The 18,716-nt window shown below is 72.1% G+C and carries 13 protein-coding genes; 3 read left to right on the forward strand and 10 right to left on the reverse strand.

Annotation, left to right across the window (positions count from 1 at the left end; translation table 11 throughout):
• Positions 1–15 precede the first annotated feature (15 nt).
• The 5 genes from FM051_RS53640 to FM051_RS05300 all read right to left on the reverse strand — a co-directional run bounded on the left by FM051_RS53640 (position 16) and on the right by FM051_RS05300 (position 5,912).
• Positions 16–693 (reverse strand): sensor histidine kinase, encoded by a 678-nt coding sequence (locus FM051_RS53640; RefSeq protein WP_338019453.1) that lies wholly within the window; start codon positions 691–693, stop codon positions 16–18.
• Complete coding sequence (locus tag FM051_RS53645) at positions 687–1,379, reverse strand: HAMP domain-containing protein (RefSeq protein WP_338019454.1); 693 nt, start codon at positions 1,377–1,379, stop codon at positions 687–689. Before FM051_RS53645 ends, FM051_RS53640 begins: the two co-directional genes overlap by 7 nt.
• Entirely contained in the window at positions 1,379–2,056 is a 678-nt protein-coding gene (locus tag FM051_RS05290) for a response regulator transcription factor (protein WP_158841249.1), read from the reverse strand. The genes FM051_RS53645 and FM051_RS05290 overlap by 1 nt, the downstream gene beginning before the upstream one ends.
• Positions 2,057–2,505: 449 nt before the next feature.
• Positions 2,506–4,755 carry a PQQ-dependent sugar dehydrogenase gene (locus tag FM051_RS05295; protein WP_238412146.1) on the reverse strand — a complete coding sequence of 750 codons (2,250 nt, stop codon included), beginning with the start codon at positions 4,753–4,755 and terminating at the stop codon, positions 2,506–2,508.
• Between the two features lie 230 nt (positions 4,756–4,985).
• The gene (locus FM051_RS05300) at positions 4,986–5,912 is read right to left on the reverse strand and encodes a bile acid:sodium symporter family protein (RefSeq protein WP_238412149.1); all 927 of its coding nucleotides are present in this window, start codon (positions 5,910–5,912) and stop codon (positions 4,986–4,988) included.
• A 104-nt stretch (positions 5,913–6,016) separates the two neighbouring features.
• On the opposite strand from FM051_RS05300, the gene FM051_RS05305 reads away from it, so the two are divergent.
• Complete coding sequence (locus FM051_RS05305) at positions 6,017–6,241, forward strand: ClpX C4-type zinc finger protein (protein ID WP_158841836.1); 225 nt, start codon at positions 6,017–6,019, stop codon at positions 6,239–6,241.
• Positions 6,192–6,602, forward strand: a complete 411-nt coding sequence (locus FM051_RS05310) for a contact-dependent growth inhibition system immunity protein (protein ID WP_158841253.1) — start codon at positions 6,192–6,194, stop codon at positions 6,600–6,602. The genes FM051_RS05305 and FM051_RS05310 overlap by 50 nt, the downstream gene beginning before the upstream one ends.
• Positions 6,603–6,607: 5 nt before the next feature.
• On the opposite strand, the gene FM051_RS05315 is transcribed toward FM051_RS05310, so the two are convergent.
• The 5 genes from FM051_RS05315 to FM051_RS05335 are packed head-to-tail and all read right to left on the reverse strand — an operon-like array spanning position 6,608 to position 17,303.
• The gene (locus tag FM051_RS05315; protein WP_158841255.1) at positions 6,608–7,606 is read right to left on the reverse strand and encodes a class I SAM-dependent methyltransferase; all 999 of its coding nucleotides are present in this window, start codon (positions 7,604–7,606) and stop codon (positions 6,608–6,610) included.
• Between the two features lie 2 nt (positions 7,607–7,608).
• A complete protein-coding gene (locus tag FM051_RS05320; protein ID WP_158841257.1) occupies positions 7,609–12,042 on the reverse strand; it encodes a non-ribosomal peptide synthetase family protein in 4,434 nt (1,477 codons plus the stop codon).
• A gap of 10 nt (positions 12,043–12,052) precedes the next feature.
• Positions 12,053–13,405: an MFS transporter gene (locus tag FM051_RS05325; RefSeq protein ID WP_158841259.1), complete on the reverse strand. Its 1,353-nt coding sequence runs from the start codon at positions 13,403–13,405 to the stop codon at positions 12,053–12,055.
• A complete protein-coding gene (locus tag FM051_RS05330; protein ID WP_158841261.1) occupies positions 13,402–16,629 on the reverse strand; it encodes a non-ribosomal peptide synthetase in 3,228 nt (1,075 codons plus the stop codon). Before FM051_RS05330 ends, FM051_RS05325 begins: the two co-directional genes overlap by 4 nt.
• Entirely contained in the window at positions 16,626–17,303 is a 678-nt protein-coding gene (locus FM051_RS05335; RefSeq protein ID WP_158841263.1) for a DUF6875 domain-containing protein, read from the reverse strand. The genes FM051_RS05330 and FM051_RS05335 overlap by 4 nt, the downstream gene beginning before the upstream one ends.
• Positions 17,304–17,461: 158 nt before the next feature.
• Between FM051_RS05335 and FM051_RS05340 the strand changes: the two genes are divergently transcribed.
• Positions 17,462–18,670 carry an RNA-guided endonuclease InsQ/TnpB family protein gene (locus FM051_RS05340; protein WP_158841265.1) on the forward strand — a complete coding sequence of 403 codons (1,209 nt, stop codon included), beginning with the start codon at positions 17,462–17,464 and terminating at the stop codon, positions 18,668–18,670.
• Positions 18,671–18,716: the final 46 nt, after the last annotated feature.

The following is an 18,716-nucleotide window of genomic DNA, read 5'->3' on the forward strand; positions in this document are numbered from 1 at the left end:
ACGAGCGGCCGGGCGTCACGGCGCCGCCTCCGGGATCTCCACCACGAACCGCGCCCCACCGCCCGGCCGTTCCTCCACCCACGCCGCGCCGCGGTGCCGCTGCACGTGCTGCGCCACCAACGCCAGACCCAGACCGCTGCCGGTGTCCGCGCCACGACTGCCCGCCCGCGCGCCCCGGTCGAACCGGTCGAAGATCCGGTCGCGCAGGTCCGCCGGCACGCCCGGTCCGGCGTCGTCCACCTCCAGCCGCGCCAACCCTTCCCCTGCCGACCCCGTCCGGGCGAGCACCGCCACCCGCGCCGCGCCGCCCGCGTGGCGTTCGGCGTTGTCCAGCAGGTTGCTCACCACCCGGTCCAGCCGACGCCGGTCGCCCAGCACCTGCGGTGACGCCGCCGCCTCCACCGGCACCGACGGACCGGGCCTGGCCGAGACCACGTTGCGCACCAACGCGACCAGGTCGATCGGCTCCGGCGGCGCGTCGTCCACCTGCTGGTCGCGGGAGATCTCCAGCAGGTCCACCACCATCCGCGCGAACCGGTCCACCTCCGACGTCAGCAGCTCCAACGCCTTGCCCGCCGTGCCCGGCACCTCCGCCCGCCTGCGGTTGAGCACCTCGGCGGCGTTGACCATCGTCGTCAACGGCGACCGCAGCTCGTGGCTCACGTCACCGGCGAACCGCGCGTCCTTCAGCACGCGCCGTTGCAGCGCCGCCGCGATCGCGTTGAACGTCGTCGCCAGGTGCGCCAGATCGGGATCGGTCTGCTCGGCAGCCTCGCCCGCAGGTCACCGCCCGCGATCCGGGACGCCGCCGTGGTCAGCTCGCTCAACGGCCGCAACGCCCGCCGGCCCGCCCACGACCCGAGCACCACGCCCAGCAACCCGCTGCACAGCACACCCGTCACCAGTGCCGCGCCGAGGAACCCGAACGTCCGCTCCAACTGCACCAACGGCGCCAGCTCCACGTACGCGTCCTGGGCCGAGGCGATCGGCAACGTCACCGCCAGCACCGGCACACCGTCCACCACCAGCCGCTGCTGGGACGGCGCGCCGCCCACGTCCAGCACCGCGGGCGGCAGCGCGTCCACGTCGACCCGACGGCCGCTGGTCAGCACCTCTCCCGGCCGCAGCAGCACGATGGTCGAGTCGGGGCCCGTGGTGAGCCCGGTCAGCAGTTCGCGCAGCCCGTGGGAGCCGGTGTGCAGCGACTCGTCCACCAAACGCGCGTTGACCTCGGCCTGCCGCACCGCGCTCTGCTCGCGCTGCCGCTGCATGTACCCGGTCGTCGGGTTCCACACCACCAGCGCCAACGCGCTCGTCACCAGCAGCGAACCCACCCCCAGCGCCACGGCCACCCGCCAGCGCAGGGACAGCCGCGCCATCACCGGTCCAATCGGTAGCCGGAGCCGCGGACGGTGACGATCAGCGTCGGGTCGTCGGGGTTGCGCTCGACCTTGCGGCGCAGGCGGCGGATGTGGACGTCGAGCAGGCGGGTGTCGCCGAAGTAGTCGTAGCCCCAGACGCGTTGCAGGAGTTGTTCGCGGGTGACGATCCTGCCCGCCGCGGCGGCGAGTTCGAGCAGGAGCCGGAACTCGGTGCTGGTCAGGTGGACCTGGACGCCGTCGCGGTGCACGGTGCCGACGTCCGGGCGGATGTCGAGGTCGCCGCAGCGCAGGACCTCGTCGTTGCGGCCGGTGCCGGTTCGTCTCAGCAGCGCCCGGATGCGTGCGGCCAACACGCTGGCCACCAACGGTTTGGTCACGTAGTCGTCCGCGCCCGCCTCCAGCCCGGCGATGACGTCGGCGGCGTCGGTGCGCGCGGTCACGATGATGATGGGCAGGTCGCCGCGCGCTCTCAGGGTGCGGCAGACCTCCAGGCCGTCGACGCCGGGCAGCATCAGGTCCAGCAGCACCACGTCGAACTCGTCGGCGGACAGCAGCTCGAGCGCGTCCTCACCGGACACGGCGTCGGTGACCCCGAAACCCTCGTCGCCGAGGGCCAGGCCGAGTGCCTGCCTGATGTGTTCGTCGTCCTCGACCAGCAGAACAGAGAAGTCCATGACACCGGAGATCCTCGCAACCGGCCGTCGCCCCGCCCGGCACCGGGTCCGTGATCGCAAGGTGATCGCAAGGTTCGCGAGGGTCGAAATGGATCATCACGGGGTGTGCCGGCACCAGAATCCCGGAGGTGCACGACCAGGTGTCGGCGGTGGGGACGCGGCCGGCGCCCGTCCGAAGCCCTCTGCCGAGAAAGCCGATAGTGACCGCCATTCCCGGTGACCGCGACACGTCGACCCTCGTTCTGATCTGCGACCACTGCGGTCGCACCTACCCGGAGGCGAGCCCCGAGTGGGCACGGCTGTGGCGGGCCGCCACCGCCGCGGGGTGGGGAGGCCGGGGCAGACCTGTCGGACCGCACCGGTGCCCGGTGTGCGCCGGCTGACCGGCCGCAGGACACCGCCCGCGGCCGGCAGGCGTGGATCGCGTCGGGTGGATCGGGTCGGGTGGATCAGCAGTACGCGCACCACGAGTAGGTCGCCCGGTACGTCGTCGGGCTCGCCGGCGCGACGACGTTGTGCGTCTGCGCGCCGCCGTCCGACCAACTCCGGTACCAGTACCGCAGGCCGAGCGGACCGGTCTGCGCGCTGGGAGCGCTGATCGAGTTGGTCGACCCGACGATCACCGTGCGGCTGAACGGCGTGGTCGACGCCGTGCCGCCGACGCTGAGCCGCAACCCGCTCGGGCTGGACGTGAAGCCCAGGTCCACCGTGCGCGGGTCGAGCCGCACCTTCCTGCTCGCGGCGCGCCCGGACGAGTCCGTGGCGGTCAACGTCAGCTCCAGGTACGACGGGTACTCGTGGTCGGGCGCGACGAACGAGCCCGACGCCGCGCCCGGGAAGTCCTGCACCACGTGTTCGTGGCACGAGCCGCCGGTCGCGCAGTGCTGGATGCTCAGCCGCCAGCTCAACGCGGACGCGGGCATCGCGCCGTCCTGCGGGTCGGTGGCGTGCCCGGCGAACGGCACCCGGTCACCCACGGCCCAGCGCAGCGCGGCGGTCGGGTCGTCGATCACCGGCACCGGGTCCCGCAGGACCGGTGTGCCGACCGTGACGGTGACCGCGGTGGCGCCGGACGCGCCCGACTGGTCGGTCACCAGCAGGCCGGCCGCGACCAGCGCCTCCTCGGTGTAGGTGCGGGCCGGGGTGGGGGAGGTCGAGTCGTCGTACGCGCCGTCGCCGTCGAGGTCCCACGCGTAGGTCAGCGTGTCGCCCACGTCCGGGTCGGTCGAGCCCGTGCCGCTGAACTGGACCGTCAACGGCACGGGGCCGGACGACGGGGTGGCCGTGGCGACGGCGGTCGGCACGCGGTTGGCGCCGTCGGGGTAGCTCACCCGGCGCAGCTGGCCCGCGCCCAAAGCGATGTAGAACAGGTCGCCGCCGGGGCCGGTGGTCACCTGCACCGGGACGTTCACGCCGGTCACGAACGGCACCAGCTTGGCCGGGTCGGGTTGGCCCGCGGTGGTCTGCATCGCCCAGATGCAGCCCCGTGAGCTGTCGGCGAAGAACAGCGCGCCGTCGTAGGCGGCCGGGTAGTTGCTGTCCGACTCGAACGCGATACCGGAGATGGACGACCCGCCGGTCGGGCACGGGTCGGTCGCCACGACCTTCGCCGAGTGGTTGTACGCGTAGTACGGCGGGGTCTGGCCGCCGCCGCCGGAGTACAGCGATTCGCACAGGTTCAGGCCCGCGTCGTCGTAGCCGCCCTGCCGGGCCGCGCCCTCGAAGCAGGGCCAGCCGAAGTTCTCCGCGGTCGCGTCGTTGACGTCGACGATCCGGTTGACCTCTTCCCAGGTGCCCCAGCCGACGTCACCGGCCCACAACTCCTCGGTGCCCGGCCGGAACGCGAACCGGAACTGGTTGCGCATGCCGTAGGCGACGACCCGCCGGGCGTTGGCGTCGGCGCTGCCCGCGAACGGGTTGCCCGGCAGGCCCGCGCCGGTGTCCGGGTCGACGCGCACGATCGTGCCGTCGAGGGAGACCGGCTCGCCCGCCGGTCGGCGGATCGACTGGGACCGCAGCGCGCCGCCGCGTGCGGTGGGCGGGGTGAGGTTCGTGCCGGCGGGGGAGGGCGGGTCCGCGCACGGGTTGCCGACCTGGCCGTAGTCGGTGAACCCGAAGCTCGCGCCGTCACCGCCGCCGACGTACAGCGCGCCGTCCGGGCCGAACGCGACGGTGCCGATGGAGTGGCTCGGGTACTGCTGGCACCAGTCGGTGATCAACGGCTGCTCGGCGGTGGCCGTGCCGCCCGGTCCCATGGTCAGCTTGGAGACCCGGCCGGTGACCACACAGCCCTGGTCGGTCGGGCCGGGCGGGGTCGGGCAGGTGTCGCCCCAACGCGGCGCGGCGCCGCCGGGCACGGCGTCGTGGGTGTATACGGCGTAGACGAACGGGCGGGCCGGGAACCGCGGGTCCACGGCCAGGCCGAGCAGTCCGCGGTCCCAGAAGTCCTGCGTCCGCGGGCGGAGGTCGGCGAACACGGTGGCGGTGGTGTCGGCGAGCGAGTCGAAGACCTTGATCAGGCCGCTCTTCTCGGCGATGAACACGCGTCCGTCCGGCGCGAACGAGACGGCGGTGGGGCTGGTGAGGCCGCCGATGGCGAGGGTGTCGGTGAATCCGGTCGGCACGGCGGCGGTGGCGGTCGGCGGGAGCGCCGCCGTGGAGGCCGCGACCACGAGGGCAGCGGCGGCCACGGCGGTCACGCGTCTCGAACGGGGCGGAAGTTGTCGGCGGCGGAGTAATCGCATGGTCCGTTTTGTTCCCTTCGTGACACTTTCGTGTGAGCACGGAAGGGTTACATGCAGGTTGCCGAAACGCGCCGCATCGACGGGGGAGTGCCGGGCTGCCGCGCGGTCTCATCCGAGCGGACTAGTGATTACCCCGAAAAATCGGTCCAGGCGATGGGCCTTTCAGGGGAACGCGCGTGGCGCGTTCAGCCCGCCACGGTGTCGCGTTCGACGTTCGCCCGGGTCAGCAGGTACCCGGCCGCGGCGGCGAGCGGGAACATCACCACCCCGTACACGGCGGCGGGCACGGCCAACTGCTCGCTGCCCAGCACGGTCACCGCGACCGTGATCGCCAGCGTGCTGTTGTGGATGCCGACCTCGAACGCCGACGCCACCGCCTGCCGCTTCCCGACCTTCGCCAGCCGGGGCAGCAGGTAGCCGGCGGTCAGGCTGCACGCGCAGAACAGCACCGTCACCAGGCCGATGTCGGCGAGGTAGCCGCCGATGTTCTCCCGTTCGGCGATGATCGCGCCCGCGATCACGGCCACCAGCACCACCGCCGAGAAGATCCGCACCGGCTTGTCCGCGCGGTCGGCGAAATCGGCCGACCAGCGGCGCACCAGCATGCCCAGCACCACCGGCACCAGCACGATCGCGAACACCTGCGCGACCTTGCCGAACTCCAGCCCCACCGCGCCCTCGGCCGCCGGCTCGAAGTGGTTCAGCGCGAAGTTGACCACCAGCGGCAGCGTGGCCACGGCGAGCACCGAGTTCACCGCGGTCAGGGTGATGTTCAGCGCGACGTCACCGCGGAACAGGTGGCTGAACAGGTTCGCCGTGGTGCCACCGGGTGACGCGGCGAGCAGCATCATGCCGACCGCCAGCACCGGGTCCAGGTCCAACGCCACCACAAGCCCGAAGCACACCAGCGGCAACAGGACCAGTTGGGTGGCCAACGCGACCGCCACCGCACGCGGCTCGCGGGCGATCCGGGCGAAGTCGGCGACCGTCAACGACAGCCCGAGCCCGAACATGACCACGGCCAGCGCGACCGGGAGGCCGACGCTCGTCAGCGCGGAGTCCACCGCGATCACCTGCGTTTCTTCGTCGAACCGGGGATCGGAGGAGCGCATCCTCCCCCAGAACCGGGCGAATCGGGAGATCCGACACCGGTTCGATGGCATTTGGTGATCACGCGCTACCGTGTCAGGGAATGCCGGACAACTCCGGAGTGCCGATGACCTACCCGCCCGGCTGTTCGTTCTGCGGCAAGGCCGCCGCCGACGTGCGCAAGATCATCAGCGGACCCGGCATCTACACCTGCGACGGGTGCGTGTCTGATCGCGTCGACCGCCGCCGGGTTGCAGGTGGTCGTCTCCGGGGTCACCTTGACCACGGCTATCGTGATCAAGGTGACCCCGCGCAGGCCGCCGAAGCAGGTCGACGACGAACTTTCCCTTGAGCAGGTCGAGAACGACCGGTGGGGGCCCGCGCCGAAGGACGCGACGAGGTTGATCGCGACCGTCCACGCGCTTCGCCGGAAGCCACTGCGGGCGCTGACCCCCGAAGACCTCCGGTTGCTGGTCGGCCAGCAGGTGGGCCTGCCGGTGCTGATCCCGCGCACGCTGGCACTGCTGGAACGGGAACCGATGCTCGAAGGCGACTTCTACGCCGGCGACGTGCTGGTGTCCGTGCTCAGGGTGCCGGCGTCGTACTGGCGGGCGCACCCGACAGAGCTGGCTCTCGTCGAGCGGATCCTGGCCGCCGGGCCGGACGTGAAGTCCGACATCGACGCCTTCCGCGACCGCCTGCGCGACAGCTGAGGGACCTACGCTTTACGCGCCACCACCAGCGACTGGCCCGGTGACGTGGTCAGCGGGTGCGTGACCGGCTCGCCGAAACCCGCCGACGCCAGCCACCCGCCGATCTCAGCCGCCCCGTACACCTGCCCGCCTTGGCCGTGGAACAGGTTGAGGCTGAAGACCCGGGCGAAGGCGTCGGACGCCCGGTCGGCGGGATGCTCGTCGTGTTCCAGGAGGACCACCGCACCCCCTGGTCGGAGAGCCGACGCCACGCGCTTCAGCAGCACCTCGTTGGCCGCGGCCGGGCGGCCGTGGACGACGTTGAACAGCAGCACCGTGTCGTAGTCCTCGCCCAGGTCGAGCGTGTCGTAGTCGCCGGGGAGCAGGCTGATCCGCCGGCACAGGCCCGCGTCCGTCACGGCCGCCGCGCCGACGGCCAGCGCGTCGGGCAGGTCGACGACGGTGGCGTGCAGCGACGGGTGCGCCGTGCACAGGCGGATCGCGTGCTTGGCGTGTCCGCCGCCGACGTCGAGGAGCCGGGCACCGACGGGCACGACCGACGCCACCTCCGGCGCGATCGCGTCGGCGTGCCCGGACAGCATGCCCTGGAACCGGCGCAGCACGTCCGGCCGTTCGGCCAGCCACGCGTAGAAGTCGATCGCGGGCTTGCCGGTGCGCACCGACTCCTCCAAGCCCTCCCACGACTCGAACAGCACCACCGACCAGAACTTGTCCACAGTGGAGTACCCGTCACCGGCCAACCACTTCGTGGTCTCCTCGGTGTTGGCATAACCGCCCGGCCCACCGGTCAGGTAGCCGAACGACACCAGTGCCTCGGCCAACAGCCCGGTCCCGCGCGGGTCGGCGCCCAACGCCGCGGCCAGATCACCGACCGAAAGCGGACCGTCGGCCAGCGCGTCGAACACCCCCAGCCGCAGGCCCGCCGCGACGGCCCGGTAGCCGGCGGTGGCGAGCAGGTCGTGCATCGACGGCGGCCCGTCGTCCGGTCCCAGGTGCAGTGGCATGGTCAGACCCTTTCCGGCAGCACGCCCGCGGCGGCGAGGAAGTCCACGTGGCGGGCGATCATCTCCGCGTCGGCGGGCGGGAACGAAACCCCGCACTCCGAAGCGGCGGCCCACGTGGCCGAGCAGTCGAACACCGGGTGCGCCCGATGCGTGGTGGTCAGGCCGAACGCCAGCGGACCGAACGCGCTGTCCGGGCTCTCCAGCATCAACGACCGCCAGTCCGAGTACTCCGACAGGCGGGTCGGGTAGCCCTTGGCGGTGAGCACGTCGCCCAGGTCGGCGTAGCTGAACCCGTCGGCCCGGTAGTAGTGGAAGTCCCTGCCGAGGGAGTTCGCACCGCGCAGCTCCGGCCGCACCGAGATGCCCGCGATCGCACCGGCCAGCCGGTCCACCGGCAGCATGTCGATCACGTCCGGTGTGCGCGGCACCGCCCCGGCGTGCGCACAGGTCGCGATCTGCCTGCTCAGGTACGACTCGGTCTTCGCGGTGCCGGTGCGCACGTCGCCCACGATCGCGGCGATCCGGTGGATGGACACCGGCACGCCCCGGTCCCGCGCGAGCACGCCCATCATGTCGGCCACCCACTTGGTGGTGTGGTAGCCGGTGTCCAGGCCGGTCGGGTCCTCCGGCCGGTCGGCCTCGGTGATCCGCTGCTTGTCGTAGTTCACGCCGAGGAACACGCCGAGCGTCGACATCAGGTGCAACGGCTTGGTCGCGTACCGGGTCGCCAACCGCAGCACGTCGATCGTGCTGCCCACGTGCGGCGGCATCATCCACTGGTAGGTGAGCACGAAGTTCATCACCGCGCCGTTGTGGTAGATCGCGTCCATGCTCTCGGCCAACGCGGCGAAGTCGATCTCCGACAACCCGAGCCGGGGCTGGGACATGTCGCCGATCACCGGCACCACCCGGGCCAGCTGCTCCTCCGGCACGTCCAGGTGCGCGCGCCGCAGGTTGGCGCGGATGCGCGCGCCGGCCACCGCCGGTGTCTCCGCCCGGACCAGGCAGTGCACCTCGGCGTTGGTGCGGGCCAGCAGTTCGCCGAGCAGGTGCGCGCCGAGGAACCCGGTCGCGCCGGTCAGCAGCACGCGTTCGGCCGGGCCGGTCCGCAACGGGTGCCGGGGAATGATGTCGTCCGGCGGGATCGCGTCCAGCCGCATCTCCGGTACGGACGGCAGACCGGACTTGTAGCGCTTGGCGAACGTGTGGTCCGACGCGGCGGCCTGCTCCACCACCTCGGCCAGTTCGGCGAGGTCGGCGGTGGCGAACAGGGCGCGCAGCGGCACGGTCACGCCCAGCAGGGCACGCACCTTGGCCAGCACGGTGGCGGCGATCAGCGAGTGCCCGCCCAACCCGAAGAAGCTGTCCCGGCGGCCGACCAGCGGCGCGTCCAGCACCTCCGACCAGATCTCGGCCAACGTCCGCTCCACCGGTGTGCGCGGCGGCTCGTACGGCGTCGACCGGGCCGTCGGGTCCGGCTCGGGCAACGCCGCGACGTCGACCTTGCCGTGCCGGGTGAGCGGCAGTTCGTCCAGCACCACGACCGCGCCGGGCAGCATCGCGTCCGGCAGCCGTCCGGCGCAGAACACCCGCAGCTCGTCCAACTCGGGCGCGGTCGCCTCGGCGCGCGGCACGACGTAGGCGACGAGGGTGTCGCCGCGCACCGCCACAGCCGCCTCGGCGATCGCCGGGTGCGCCAGCAGCGCCGCCCGCACCTCGCCCGGCTCGATCCGGTGGCCGCGCAGCTTGACCTGGTCGTCCACCCGGCCCAGGAACTCCAGCGTGCCGTCGGGCAGCAGCCGCACCAGGTCACCGGTGGCGTACATCCGCCCACCCGTGACGGTCGGGTCCGGCAGGTACGCCGACGCGGTGCGCGCCGGGTCGCCCCGGTAGCCGCGCGCGGGCGCGACGCCGCCGATGTGCAGTTGGCCGGGCACGCCGACGGGCGCCGTGCGCAGGTTGGCGTCCAGCACGTACGCCCGCACACCGGGCAGCGGACGGCCGATCGGCAACGTGGCGGCGCGCGGGTCGACCTCGGTGGCGTCGACCGTGCGGTAGGCGGTGGCGCAGACCGTGGTCTCGGTCGGGCCGTAGTGGTTGACCAGCGCGACCTTCCCGCCGGTCAACGCGGCCCACTCCGCGACCGTGGACGTCGGCACCGCCTCGCCGCCGATCATCATCACCGACAGCGGGCCGGGGTCGACGGCGAGGCCGCCCAGGTCCGCCACCCACCGCTTGAACAGCGCGGCGGGGGAGTCGACCGCGGTGATGGCGTGGTCGGCGCACAGCTTGAGCAGCTCCACGCCGCCGACCGCCGCCGGTTCCGGGTGCACGACGACCGCCGCACCCGCGCACCACGCCGGGAACACGTCACCCACCGACGCGTCGAAGCTCAACGGCGGGATCATCAGGATCCGCTGCCCCGGCCCGAACCCGTGCAGGTCGATGAACGCGCTGGTCAGGTTGGTGAGCGTGTCGTGCTGCACCTGCACGCCCTTGGGCACACCGGTCGAGCCGGAGGTGTAGACGATGTACGCCAACCCGTCGGCCGGGACGATCACCGGCGGCGGCGTGTCGGCCTCGCCGGTGAACGCGTCGTCCGTCGTGTCGAGCAGCGCGCCGTGGAACTCACCGAACCGGTCCCGGTTGGCCGGCGCGGTGATCACCACGGGCGCACCGCAGTCGGCCAGCAGCCCGGCCAGCCGCGCGGGCGGGTGCCCGGGGTCGAGCGGCACGTACGCGCCACCCGCCTTGAGCACGGCCAGCAGCGCCACCAGCGCGTCCGGCCCGGCCGTCAACGCCAGGCCCACCGGCGTCTCCCGCCCGACACCCCACCCGGCCAGCAGGTGCGCCACCCGGTTCGCCCGCCGGTCGAGCTGCGCGAACGTCAGCTCCGTCCCGTCGGCCAGGTCCAGCACGGCGGTCGTGTCGGGGTGCGCGGCGACCTGCTCGGCGATCCTCGCGAGCACGCCGGGGCGGCGGATCGACAGCTCCGCGTCCAGGCCGTCCTGCGGTTCGCCGTTCAGCCGTGCGGCGGCCAGGCGGTCGGCCTCCGTCGTCGTGTCCACTTCGGACAATCGAGCCGTCGGGTCGACCACCAGGGCGGTGAGCACGGCCAGCAGGTGGTCGGCCAGCCGCGCCACGGTGTCCGGGTCGAACAAGTCCGTGCTGAAGTCGAGGTTCGCGGGCCAGTCGCCGTCGGTCTCCCGCACGTGCAGGGTCAGGTCGAACCGGCTGGTCGCCTTGTCCACCGGCAGTTGCGCCGCGTCCATCCCGGCCCACCGGCCGGACCCACCGCCCCGGTTGAGCACCAGCATCACCTGGAACAACGGGTGGTGCGCGAGATCGCGGCGCGGCGCGACCCGTGCGGCGACCTCGTCGAAGCTCACCTCGGCGTGGTCCAGCGCGTCGATCGCGGTCGACCGGGCCCGGCCGAGCAGGTCGGCCACGGTCGGGTCGCCGGACAGGTCCAGCCGCAGCGCGGTCGTGGTGACGAACATGCCGACCGAGCGCTCCAACTCGGGGAACGGCCGGTGCGTGGTCGGCGAGCCGATCACCAGGTCGTCCACGCCCGACCGGCGGGCCAGCAGCACACCGAACGCGGCCAGCAGACCGGCGAACGTGGTGCAGCCGTGCGCGCGGGTCACCTCGGCCAGCTTCCCGGCCAACGCGGCGGGCACGGTGAACCGGTGACTGCCGCCGGCGGTGGTGCGGTTCGGGGTCCGCGGCCGGTCCAGGGCCAGGTCCAGCACGTCCGGCGCCCCGGACAGCCGGTCGTGCCAGTGGTCCAGCTGCCGCTGCCGTTCGCCGTCGGCGAGCCGGTCGGCCTGCCAGTGCACGTAGTCCGGGAACTGCGCGCCGACCGGTTGCGGCCTCACACCCGCGTAGACCTCGCCGACCTCGCCCGCCACCACACCCAGCGACAGGTCGTCGCACACGATGTGGTGCGCGCTGAACACCAGCGCCGTGTCGGCCGGCCCGACCCGCACCACCCGGACCCGCAGCAACGGCGCCACGGCCAGGTCGAACGGCGTGTCCACTTCGGACACGAGGAACGCGTTCAGCTCGTCCTCGCCGGACACCTCGTGCACGGTCACGTCGGCCGGCACATCGCCCAGGACCTGCTGCTCGGGCACCCCGTCGGTGTCCACGATCCGGGTGCGCAACGCCTCGTGCCGCCCCATCACGGTCCGCACGGCGGCACGCAACCGGTCCTCGTCGACCTCGCCCGCCACCCGCAGCGCGGCGAACATGACGTACGCGCCCGCGTCCAGGCCGAGCCGCCCGGTCAGCCACAGGCCGCGCTGGTTGCCCGACAGCGGCACGACCGCGCCCTCGGGCCGCCGCGGCACCGCCTGTCGGGGCGCGGTGGCCAGTCCGCGTTCGGCGAGCAGCTTCGCCAGCAGGCGTTCGCGGTGGTCGGACAGTTCTGTCATCGCTGCCCTCCTAATCAGAATTGAGTCTTTCCGGCGATGGCGCCTCGGCCACCGCGTCGGGCAGGTCGTCCACGGCGCGCAGCCGGGGCCGCGACCAGGCGTAGGCCGCCAGCGCCAGCATCAGCACGCCGACGACCAGGAAGATCAGGGCGATGCCACGCCCCTCGCCGGTGCCGATCAGCGCGCCGACACTGCCTGCCAGCGGACCGTCGTCGGCCATCAGCGGCTCGGCCACGCCGTCGGTCAGCGGGCCGATCATCAGGAACGCGACGGGCATCGCGGCGGTGCTCAGCATCCGCACCACGGCCAGCACCCGACCGAGCACCGCCGGGTCGACCTTGGTCTGCAACAACGTCACGCAACACGTGTTGATCAACGGCAGGGTGAACAGGAACGCGGGCGCGGCGATGCCGATCAACCACGGCGACGGCGCCGCCGAGTGCAGCACCAGGAACACCCCGCCCAGGACCACGCCCAGGTAGATGCCGTGCACCCGGCGTTTCGGCCCGCCCCACACACCCATCACCAGGCCGCCGACGAACAACCCGCTGCCGCCCGCCGCCATCAGCACACCGAGCGTCGCGGGACCGGAGAACGACAGGATCAGCGGCTGCACCAACCCGCCCGCGATGGCGAACAGGAAGTTCCACACACCGAACACCGCGCACAACGCGAACAACCCCGGCGCGCCGCGCAACCACGCCAACCCCGCGCCGATGCCTTCACGTGTCTCGTCCGAAGCCCCCGCGGGCCGCACGGCGTCGTCAGGCAACCGTGCCAGCAGCAACGCCCCGACCGCGAACACCATCGACACCAGGTCGATCAGCAGCACGCCCCGCAGCCCCACCAGACCCAGCAACGCACCCGCCACCAGCGGCGCGGCGATCTGCACGCCCTGGGTGATCTGCATCAACCCGTTGATCCGACCCAGGTGCTCCTTGGGCACCAACGCCGGCACCAGGGCCGTGTAGGCGATGATGTGGAACGAGTTCAGCGTCGCGGTCAACGCGGTGGCCACGTAGACCTGCCACACCACCAACGCGTCCGTCGACACCGCGACCAGCAGCAGCGCCGTCACCACACCCGCGCCGGAGTCCGCGACCAGCATGATCCGCTTGCGGTCGTACCGGTCGGCCACCACGCCCGCGTACGGCGCGAGCAGGATGCCCGGCACCACCGCGCAGAACTGGATCAGCACGAACGTCGTCACCGACCCCGTGCCCAGGTACACCCACACGCCGAGCACGAACGCGGTCAACGCGGAACCGATCACCGACACCAGCTGACCGGCCCACACCACCGCGAACCGGCGCAACCCGGCCTGTGTCGGATTGCTCTGTGTCGGATTGCTCTGCGCGCTCATCGAGCCTCCCCGAGCATCGACTCGACCTCCTCGGCCGACATGCCGGCCAGTTGCACGCGCAGTTCGGCGATCGCGGCCACCCGTTCCGGGTCGTCCAGGGAGACCAGCGCGGCGGCGATCCCGGCGACGGTCGGCGCGGCGAACATCCGGCCGATCGGCACCGTCACCGAGAACGCGGCCTGCACCCTGGCCAGCACCTTCGCCGCGAGCAGCGAATGACCGCCCAGAGCGAAGAAGTCGTCGCGCACACCCACCTCGGGCACGCCCAACACCTCGCCCCAGATGCCCGCCAGCACCTCCTCCACCGCGTCACGCGGCGGCACCCGTTCACCCTCGACCGCCCACACCGGCGCGGGCAGCGCCTTGCGGTCCGTCTTGCCGTTGGGCGTCAGCGGGAACGCGTCCAGCACCACCGCCGCGGCGGGCAGCATGTAGTCCGGCAGCCGTTCGGCCAACCCGGCCCGCAACCGCGCCCACAACCCGTCCCGCACCACCTCCGGACCCGGCACCAGGTACGCGACCAGGCGTTCGTCGGACGCCAGCACGACCGCCTCACGCACCTCGCCGGACGCCAGCAACGCGGCCTCGATCTCGCCGAGCTCGATCCGGAACCCGCGCACCTTCACCTGGTGATCGGCGCGACCCAGGAACTCCAGCGTGCCGTCCGACCGGTGCCGCACCAGGTCACCGGTCGCATAAAGTCGGCCGGGCTCCCGGGAGAACGGGTCGGGCACGAACCGGCTCGCGGTCAACGCCGGTTGGCCGTGGTAGCCGCGCGCCACGCCCGCGCCGCCGATGTGCAACTCGCCGACCACACCCGGCGGCACCGGCTCCAGCCCCGGACCGAGCACGTACAGCCGGGTGTTGCCGATCGGCGGCCCGAGCACCACCGGCGCGGGGGAGGGCTCGACCAGACCGGCGGACGACCACACCGTGGTCTCGGTCGGCCCGTACGCGTTCCACAGCAGCGCGTTGTCGGTCAGCAGGTCGTCAGCCAGGTCGCGTGGCAGCGCTTCACCGCCGCAGATCCGCGTCACCACCCCGGCGGGCACACCACCGGCCGCGTGCAGCAGCCGCCACGTCGCCGGAGTGGCCTGCAGCGCGGTCACCTCGCGTTCGACCAGCAGTCGCCGCAACGCCGCACCGTCGGCCGCGATGTCCGCGGGCACGACCAGCACTTCCGCGCCGACGACCAACGGCAGCAGCAACTCCAGCACCGAGATGTCGAACGACAGCGTGGTCACCGCCGCCAGCCGGTCCTCCGCCGTGAGGTCGAACAGCCGCTGGAACGACACCAGCAGGTTCACCACCGCCCGGTGCGGCACCTCCACACCCTTGGGCGTACCCGTCGAGCCGGACGTGTAGATCACGTACGCCAGGTCCTCACCGGACGCCGGACACGGCACGGGCACCGGCTCGAACCGGTCCGCGTCGGCAAGCCTCAACACCGTCCCGCCGAACGGCAGCTCCCGGTCGCTGACCAGCACCACCGCCCCCGAGTCGGCCAGCATCAACGCCAGCCGGTCACCCGGCCAGCCCGGATCCAGCGGCACGTACGCCGCGCCCGCCTTCCACACGCCCAACACCGCGGCCACCAGGTCCGGCGTGCGTGACAGGCACAACGCCACCGCCGAACCCAGCCCCACGCCGTGCGCCCGCAGCAGCGCGGCGACCTGCTCGGCCCGCGCGTCCAACTCCGCGCAGCCCAGCCGGGAATCCACACCGGACACCGCCGTGCCGTGCCCGGTGATCAGGTCCAACGCGGTGCGCGCGGGCGGCAGTTCCAGGTCGGTCGCGTTGTAGCCCTCCAACACCTCCCACCGCCGCACACCGGTCAGCCCGTCCAACTCGCTGATCCGCCGTTCGGGGTGCTCGGCGGCGGCGGTGAGCAGCGCGATCAGCCGGTCGGTGAACTCGGCGACGGTCGAGGAGTCGAACAGGTCGGAGTTGTACTCCACGCCCAGCGCCAGCGTGTCGCCCTGCTGGTCGGCGGCCAGCGTGAGGTCGAACTTCGCCACCTTCGGGTCGGGCACCAGCGACTCCACTTCGAGCCCGGCCATCTCGACCACCATCGGCGGGGTGTTGGTGAAGATCAGCTGCGCCTGGTAGATCGGCGCGTGCCCGATGCTGCGCTGCGGGCTCAGGTGCTCCACCAGCCGCTCGAACGGCAGGTCGGCGTGCGCGAGGCCGTCCGCGGCGACCTGCCGGATACGACCCAGCAGTTCGGTGAACGTCGGGTCGCCGCCCACGTCGGCGCGCAGCGCGAGCGTGTTGACGAAGAACCCGATCAGACCCTCCAGGTCCGCGTGCGAACGTCCCGCGACCGGCGCGCCGACCACCACGTCGTCCTGACCGGCCAACCGGCCGAGCCTGGCCGCGAAACCGGCCAGCAGCACCATGAACAGCGTGACGCCGTGCGCTCGGGCCAACTCCTCCAACGGGCCGATCGGGACGTGGCCGTACCGCAGCGCACCCCGGTAGGTGACCACCGGCGGCCGTGGCCGGTCGGTCGGCAGGGTCAGCAGCTCCGGCGCGCCCGCGAGGTGCCGTGCCCAGTACTCCAGGTGCCCGGCGGCGACGTCGTCGGCCATCCGGCCCCGCTGCCACACCGCGAAGTCCGGGTACTGCAACCGCAGCGCGGGCAGGTCCGGGTCACGGCCCTCCAGCGCCGCGTCGTACGCCTGGCCCAGCTCGCCCAGCAGCACGGACAGCGACCACGCGTCGGCGGTGATGTGGTGCATGTTGAGCACCAGCACGTGGTCGTCGTCGGCGAACCGGCCCAGGCTCGCCGCGAACAGCGGTCCCCGGTGCAGGTCGAACCCGATGCCCCCGCGCTCGTCGGCGAACCGCTGCGCCTGCGCGTTCCGGTCGCCATCGGGGAGTTCGTGTGCGGTCAGGGTGACGGTGCCGGTGGGCGCGACGAGCTGCACCGGTTCGCCGCCCGAGTCGGGGAACGTGGTGCGCAGCGACGCGTGCCGGTTCACCAGCACGTTCAGCGCGCGCTGCAACGCGACCGGGTCCAGCGGGCCGTGCAGCCGGAGCGCGACGGGCACGTTGTAGACGGCGCTGCCGGGCGAGAACTTGTCCAGGAACCACAGCCGTTGCTGCCCGAACGACAGCGGGTACGCGGTGGGCGCGGCGGCACGGGCGCGCAGCCGCTGCGCCAGCAGTTCCCGCTTCCGCGCGGACGCCGTCGTCCGGTCGGAAGCCGGGAGATCGGTCATGGTGTGCTCCCCGATCTGGTGAGTCGGTCGGCGGCGGCGCGCACGTGCTCCCGCAGGTGCGTGGGCACGCGGTCGCCGAACCGTTCGAGGTAGGCGGCCACGGTGGTGTCGTCGTCCCGCAGGAACGGGAAGTCGGTCGGCACCATGTGCCGGATCGCGAGCAGCGGCACCGGGCTGTGCAGCGGCCGGAAACCGGGGTTCCACAGGCCCGCCTTCCGCGGCGGGCCGGGGTGGAACTCGCCCAGCATCAACCCGTCCCGGGTGTACTGCGGCTTCAGCAGCTCCTGCACCCGGTCGACCACACCGAACTCGGTGAGGTCCGGGAACAGGATCAGGATGGTCTTGAACTGCGCGCCCGGCCCTTTCGTCGGCTCGAGTTCGGTGAACCAGTCGCGGTAGTGCAGCAGCAGCGCCGCCAGCTCGTCGGGCTCCTGCGGCTCGCCCGAGTGCACGGACATGTAGAACAGGCCGCGTTGCAGGGACGTGTCGGTGAACGGGCACACCGCACCGCGCCGTCCCAGGTCCGGGTGCGGACCGCACAGGTACTCGCCAGCCCACTCGAACACGGTGCGCAGCGGCAGTTCGTGTGCCGAGACCGCGTCGGGAAGCCGAGGCGCGGCGAAGTCCGCCGGCTCGACCAGGGGATGGGCTTGGCGGGTCGGATGGATCAGCACAGTCCCGACCTCCGGAGACTGTTCCGGTGTTCGGGCTGGGGATGAATCCGGGTTCGATCGGGAGCATCCCGGCGGAGCCCGTGCGATCCAGGTGCATGGCGCGTAGGCCGACAAGCGGCCGCCTTATCCATCGAGCCCCCTCCGGTAGACTGATCTTCGTGCGAACGGCGTACCGGGTCCGGGCCTATCCGGACGCTGAACAGGCTGCGGTGTTCAACCGCACGTTCGGGTGTGTTCGCTTGGTGCGGAACAAAGCCCTCGCCGAACGCCGTCACCGCTACCAGTCCGAGGGCAAGCGGACTACGTACAGAGAGACCGACGCCGCGCTGACGGGGTGGAAGCGCACCGAGGACTTGGCGTTCCTGTCCGAGGTGTCGTCGGTGCCGTTGCAGCAGACGCTGCGCCATCAGCACACGGCGTTCCAGAACTTCTTCGCCGGGCGCACCCGCTACCCGCGCTTCAAGTCCCGCAGCGGCCGTCAGTCCGCCCACTACACACGTTCGGCGTTCCGGATGCGCGACGGAAAGCTGATCCTCGCCAGAACCAGCATGCCGCTGGAGCTCGTGTGGTCCTTCGACCAAGTGAACCTCGCGACCCTGGACCCCACGATGGTCGTGGTGTCCCGGGAGCCGGACGGCCGCTGGTACGCAACGTTCGCCGTGGACACCGACGACCCGGAACCGCCTGCCGCCACAGGGCACGAGGCCGGCGTGGATCTCGGTCTGAAGGACTTCCTCGTGACCAGCGACGGTGACCGGGTCGCCAACCCACGCCATCTGGAACGCAAGGCCCGGAACCTGGCTCGCCACCAGCGCCGGCTGGCCCGCTGCCAGCGCGGGTCGAACAACCGGCGCAAGGCCAAGACCAAGGTCGCCCGTGCCCACCGCAAGGTCCGCAACGCCCGGCAGGACTTCCTGCACCGCACCACCACGAACCTGGTCCGCTCGGCGGATCTGATCGCCATCGAGGACCTGGCGGTCAAGAGCATGGTTCGCAACCGTCGGCTCGCCCGCGCGATCTCCGACGCCGGTTGGGGCGAATTCCGCCGCCAACTCGAGTACAAGGCCGCCCACGCCCGACGCACGCTCGTGGTGATCGACCGCTGGTACCCGTCCAGCAAGACGTGCTCCGCGTGCGGACACGTGTTGACCGAATTGAAGCTCTCCGTCCGGCACTGGACGTGCCCGGACTGCCGCACCCGACACGATCGGGACCTCAACGCGGCCAGGAACATCCTTGCGGCTGGTCGAGCCGTAGCCCGAGGCGACTCGGGTGATGCCTGCGGAGCTGATGTCAGACGGCAAGGGCCCTCCCTTCCGCGATCGGCGACGAAACAGGAAGCCCGCACCGCGAGGTGCAGCGCGTAAGCGCTACGCGCCGTATGGCGCGTGGGGCTCACCGTCCTTACTTAGG

Source organism: Saccharothrix deserti (assembly GCF_009769385.1).
GTDB classification, from domain to species: Bacteria; Actinomycetota; Actinomycetes; order Mycobacteriales; family Pseudonocardiaceae; genus Actinosynnema; species Actinosynnema deserti.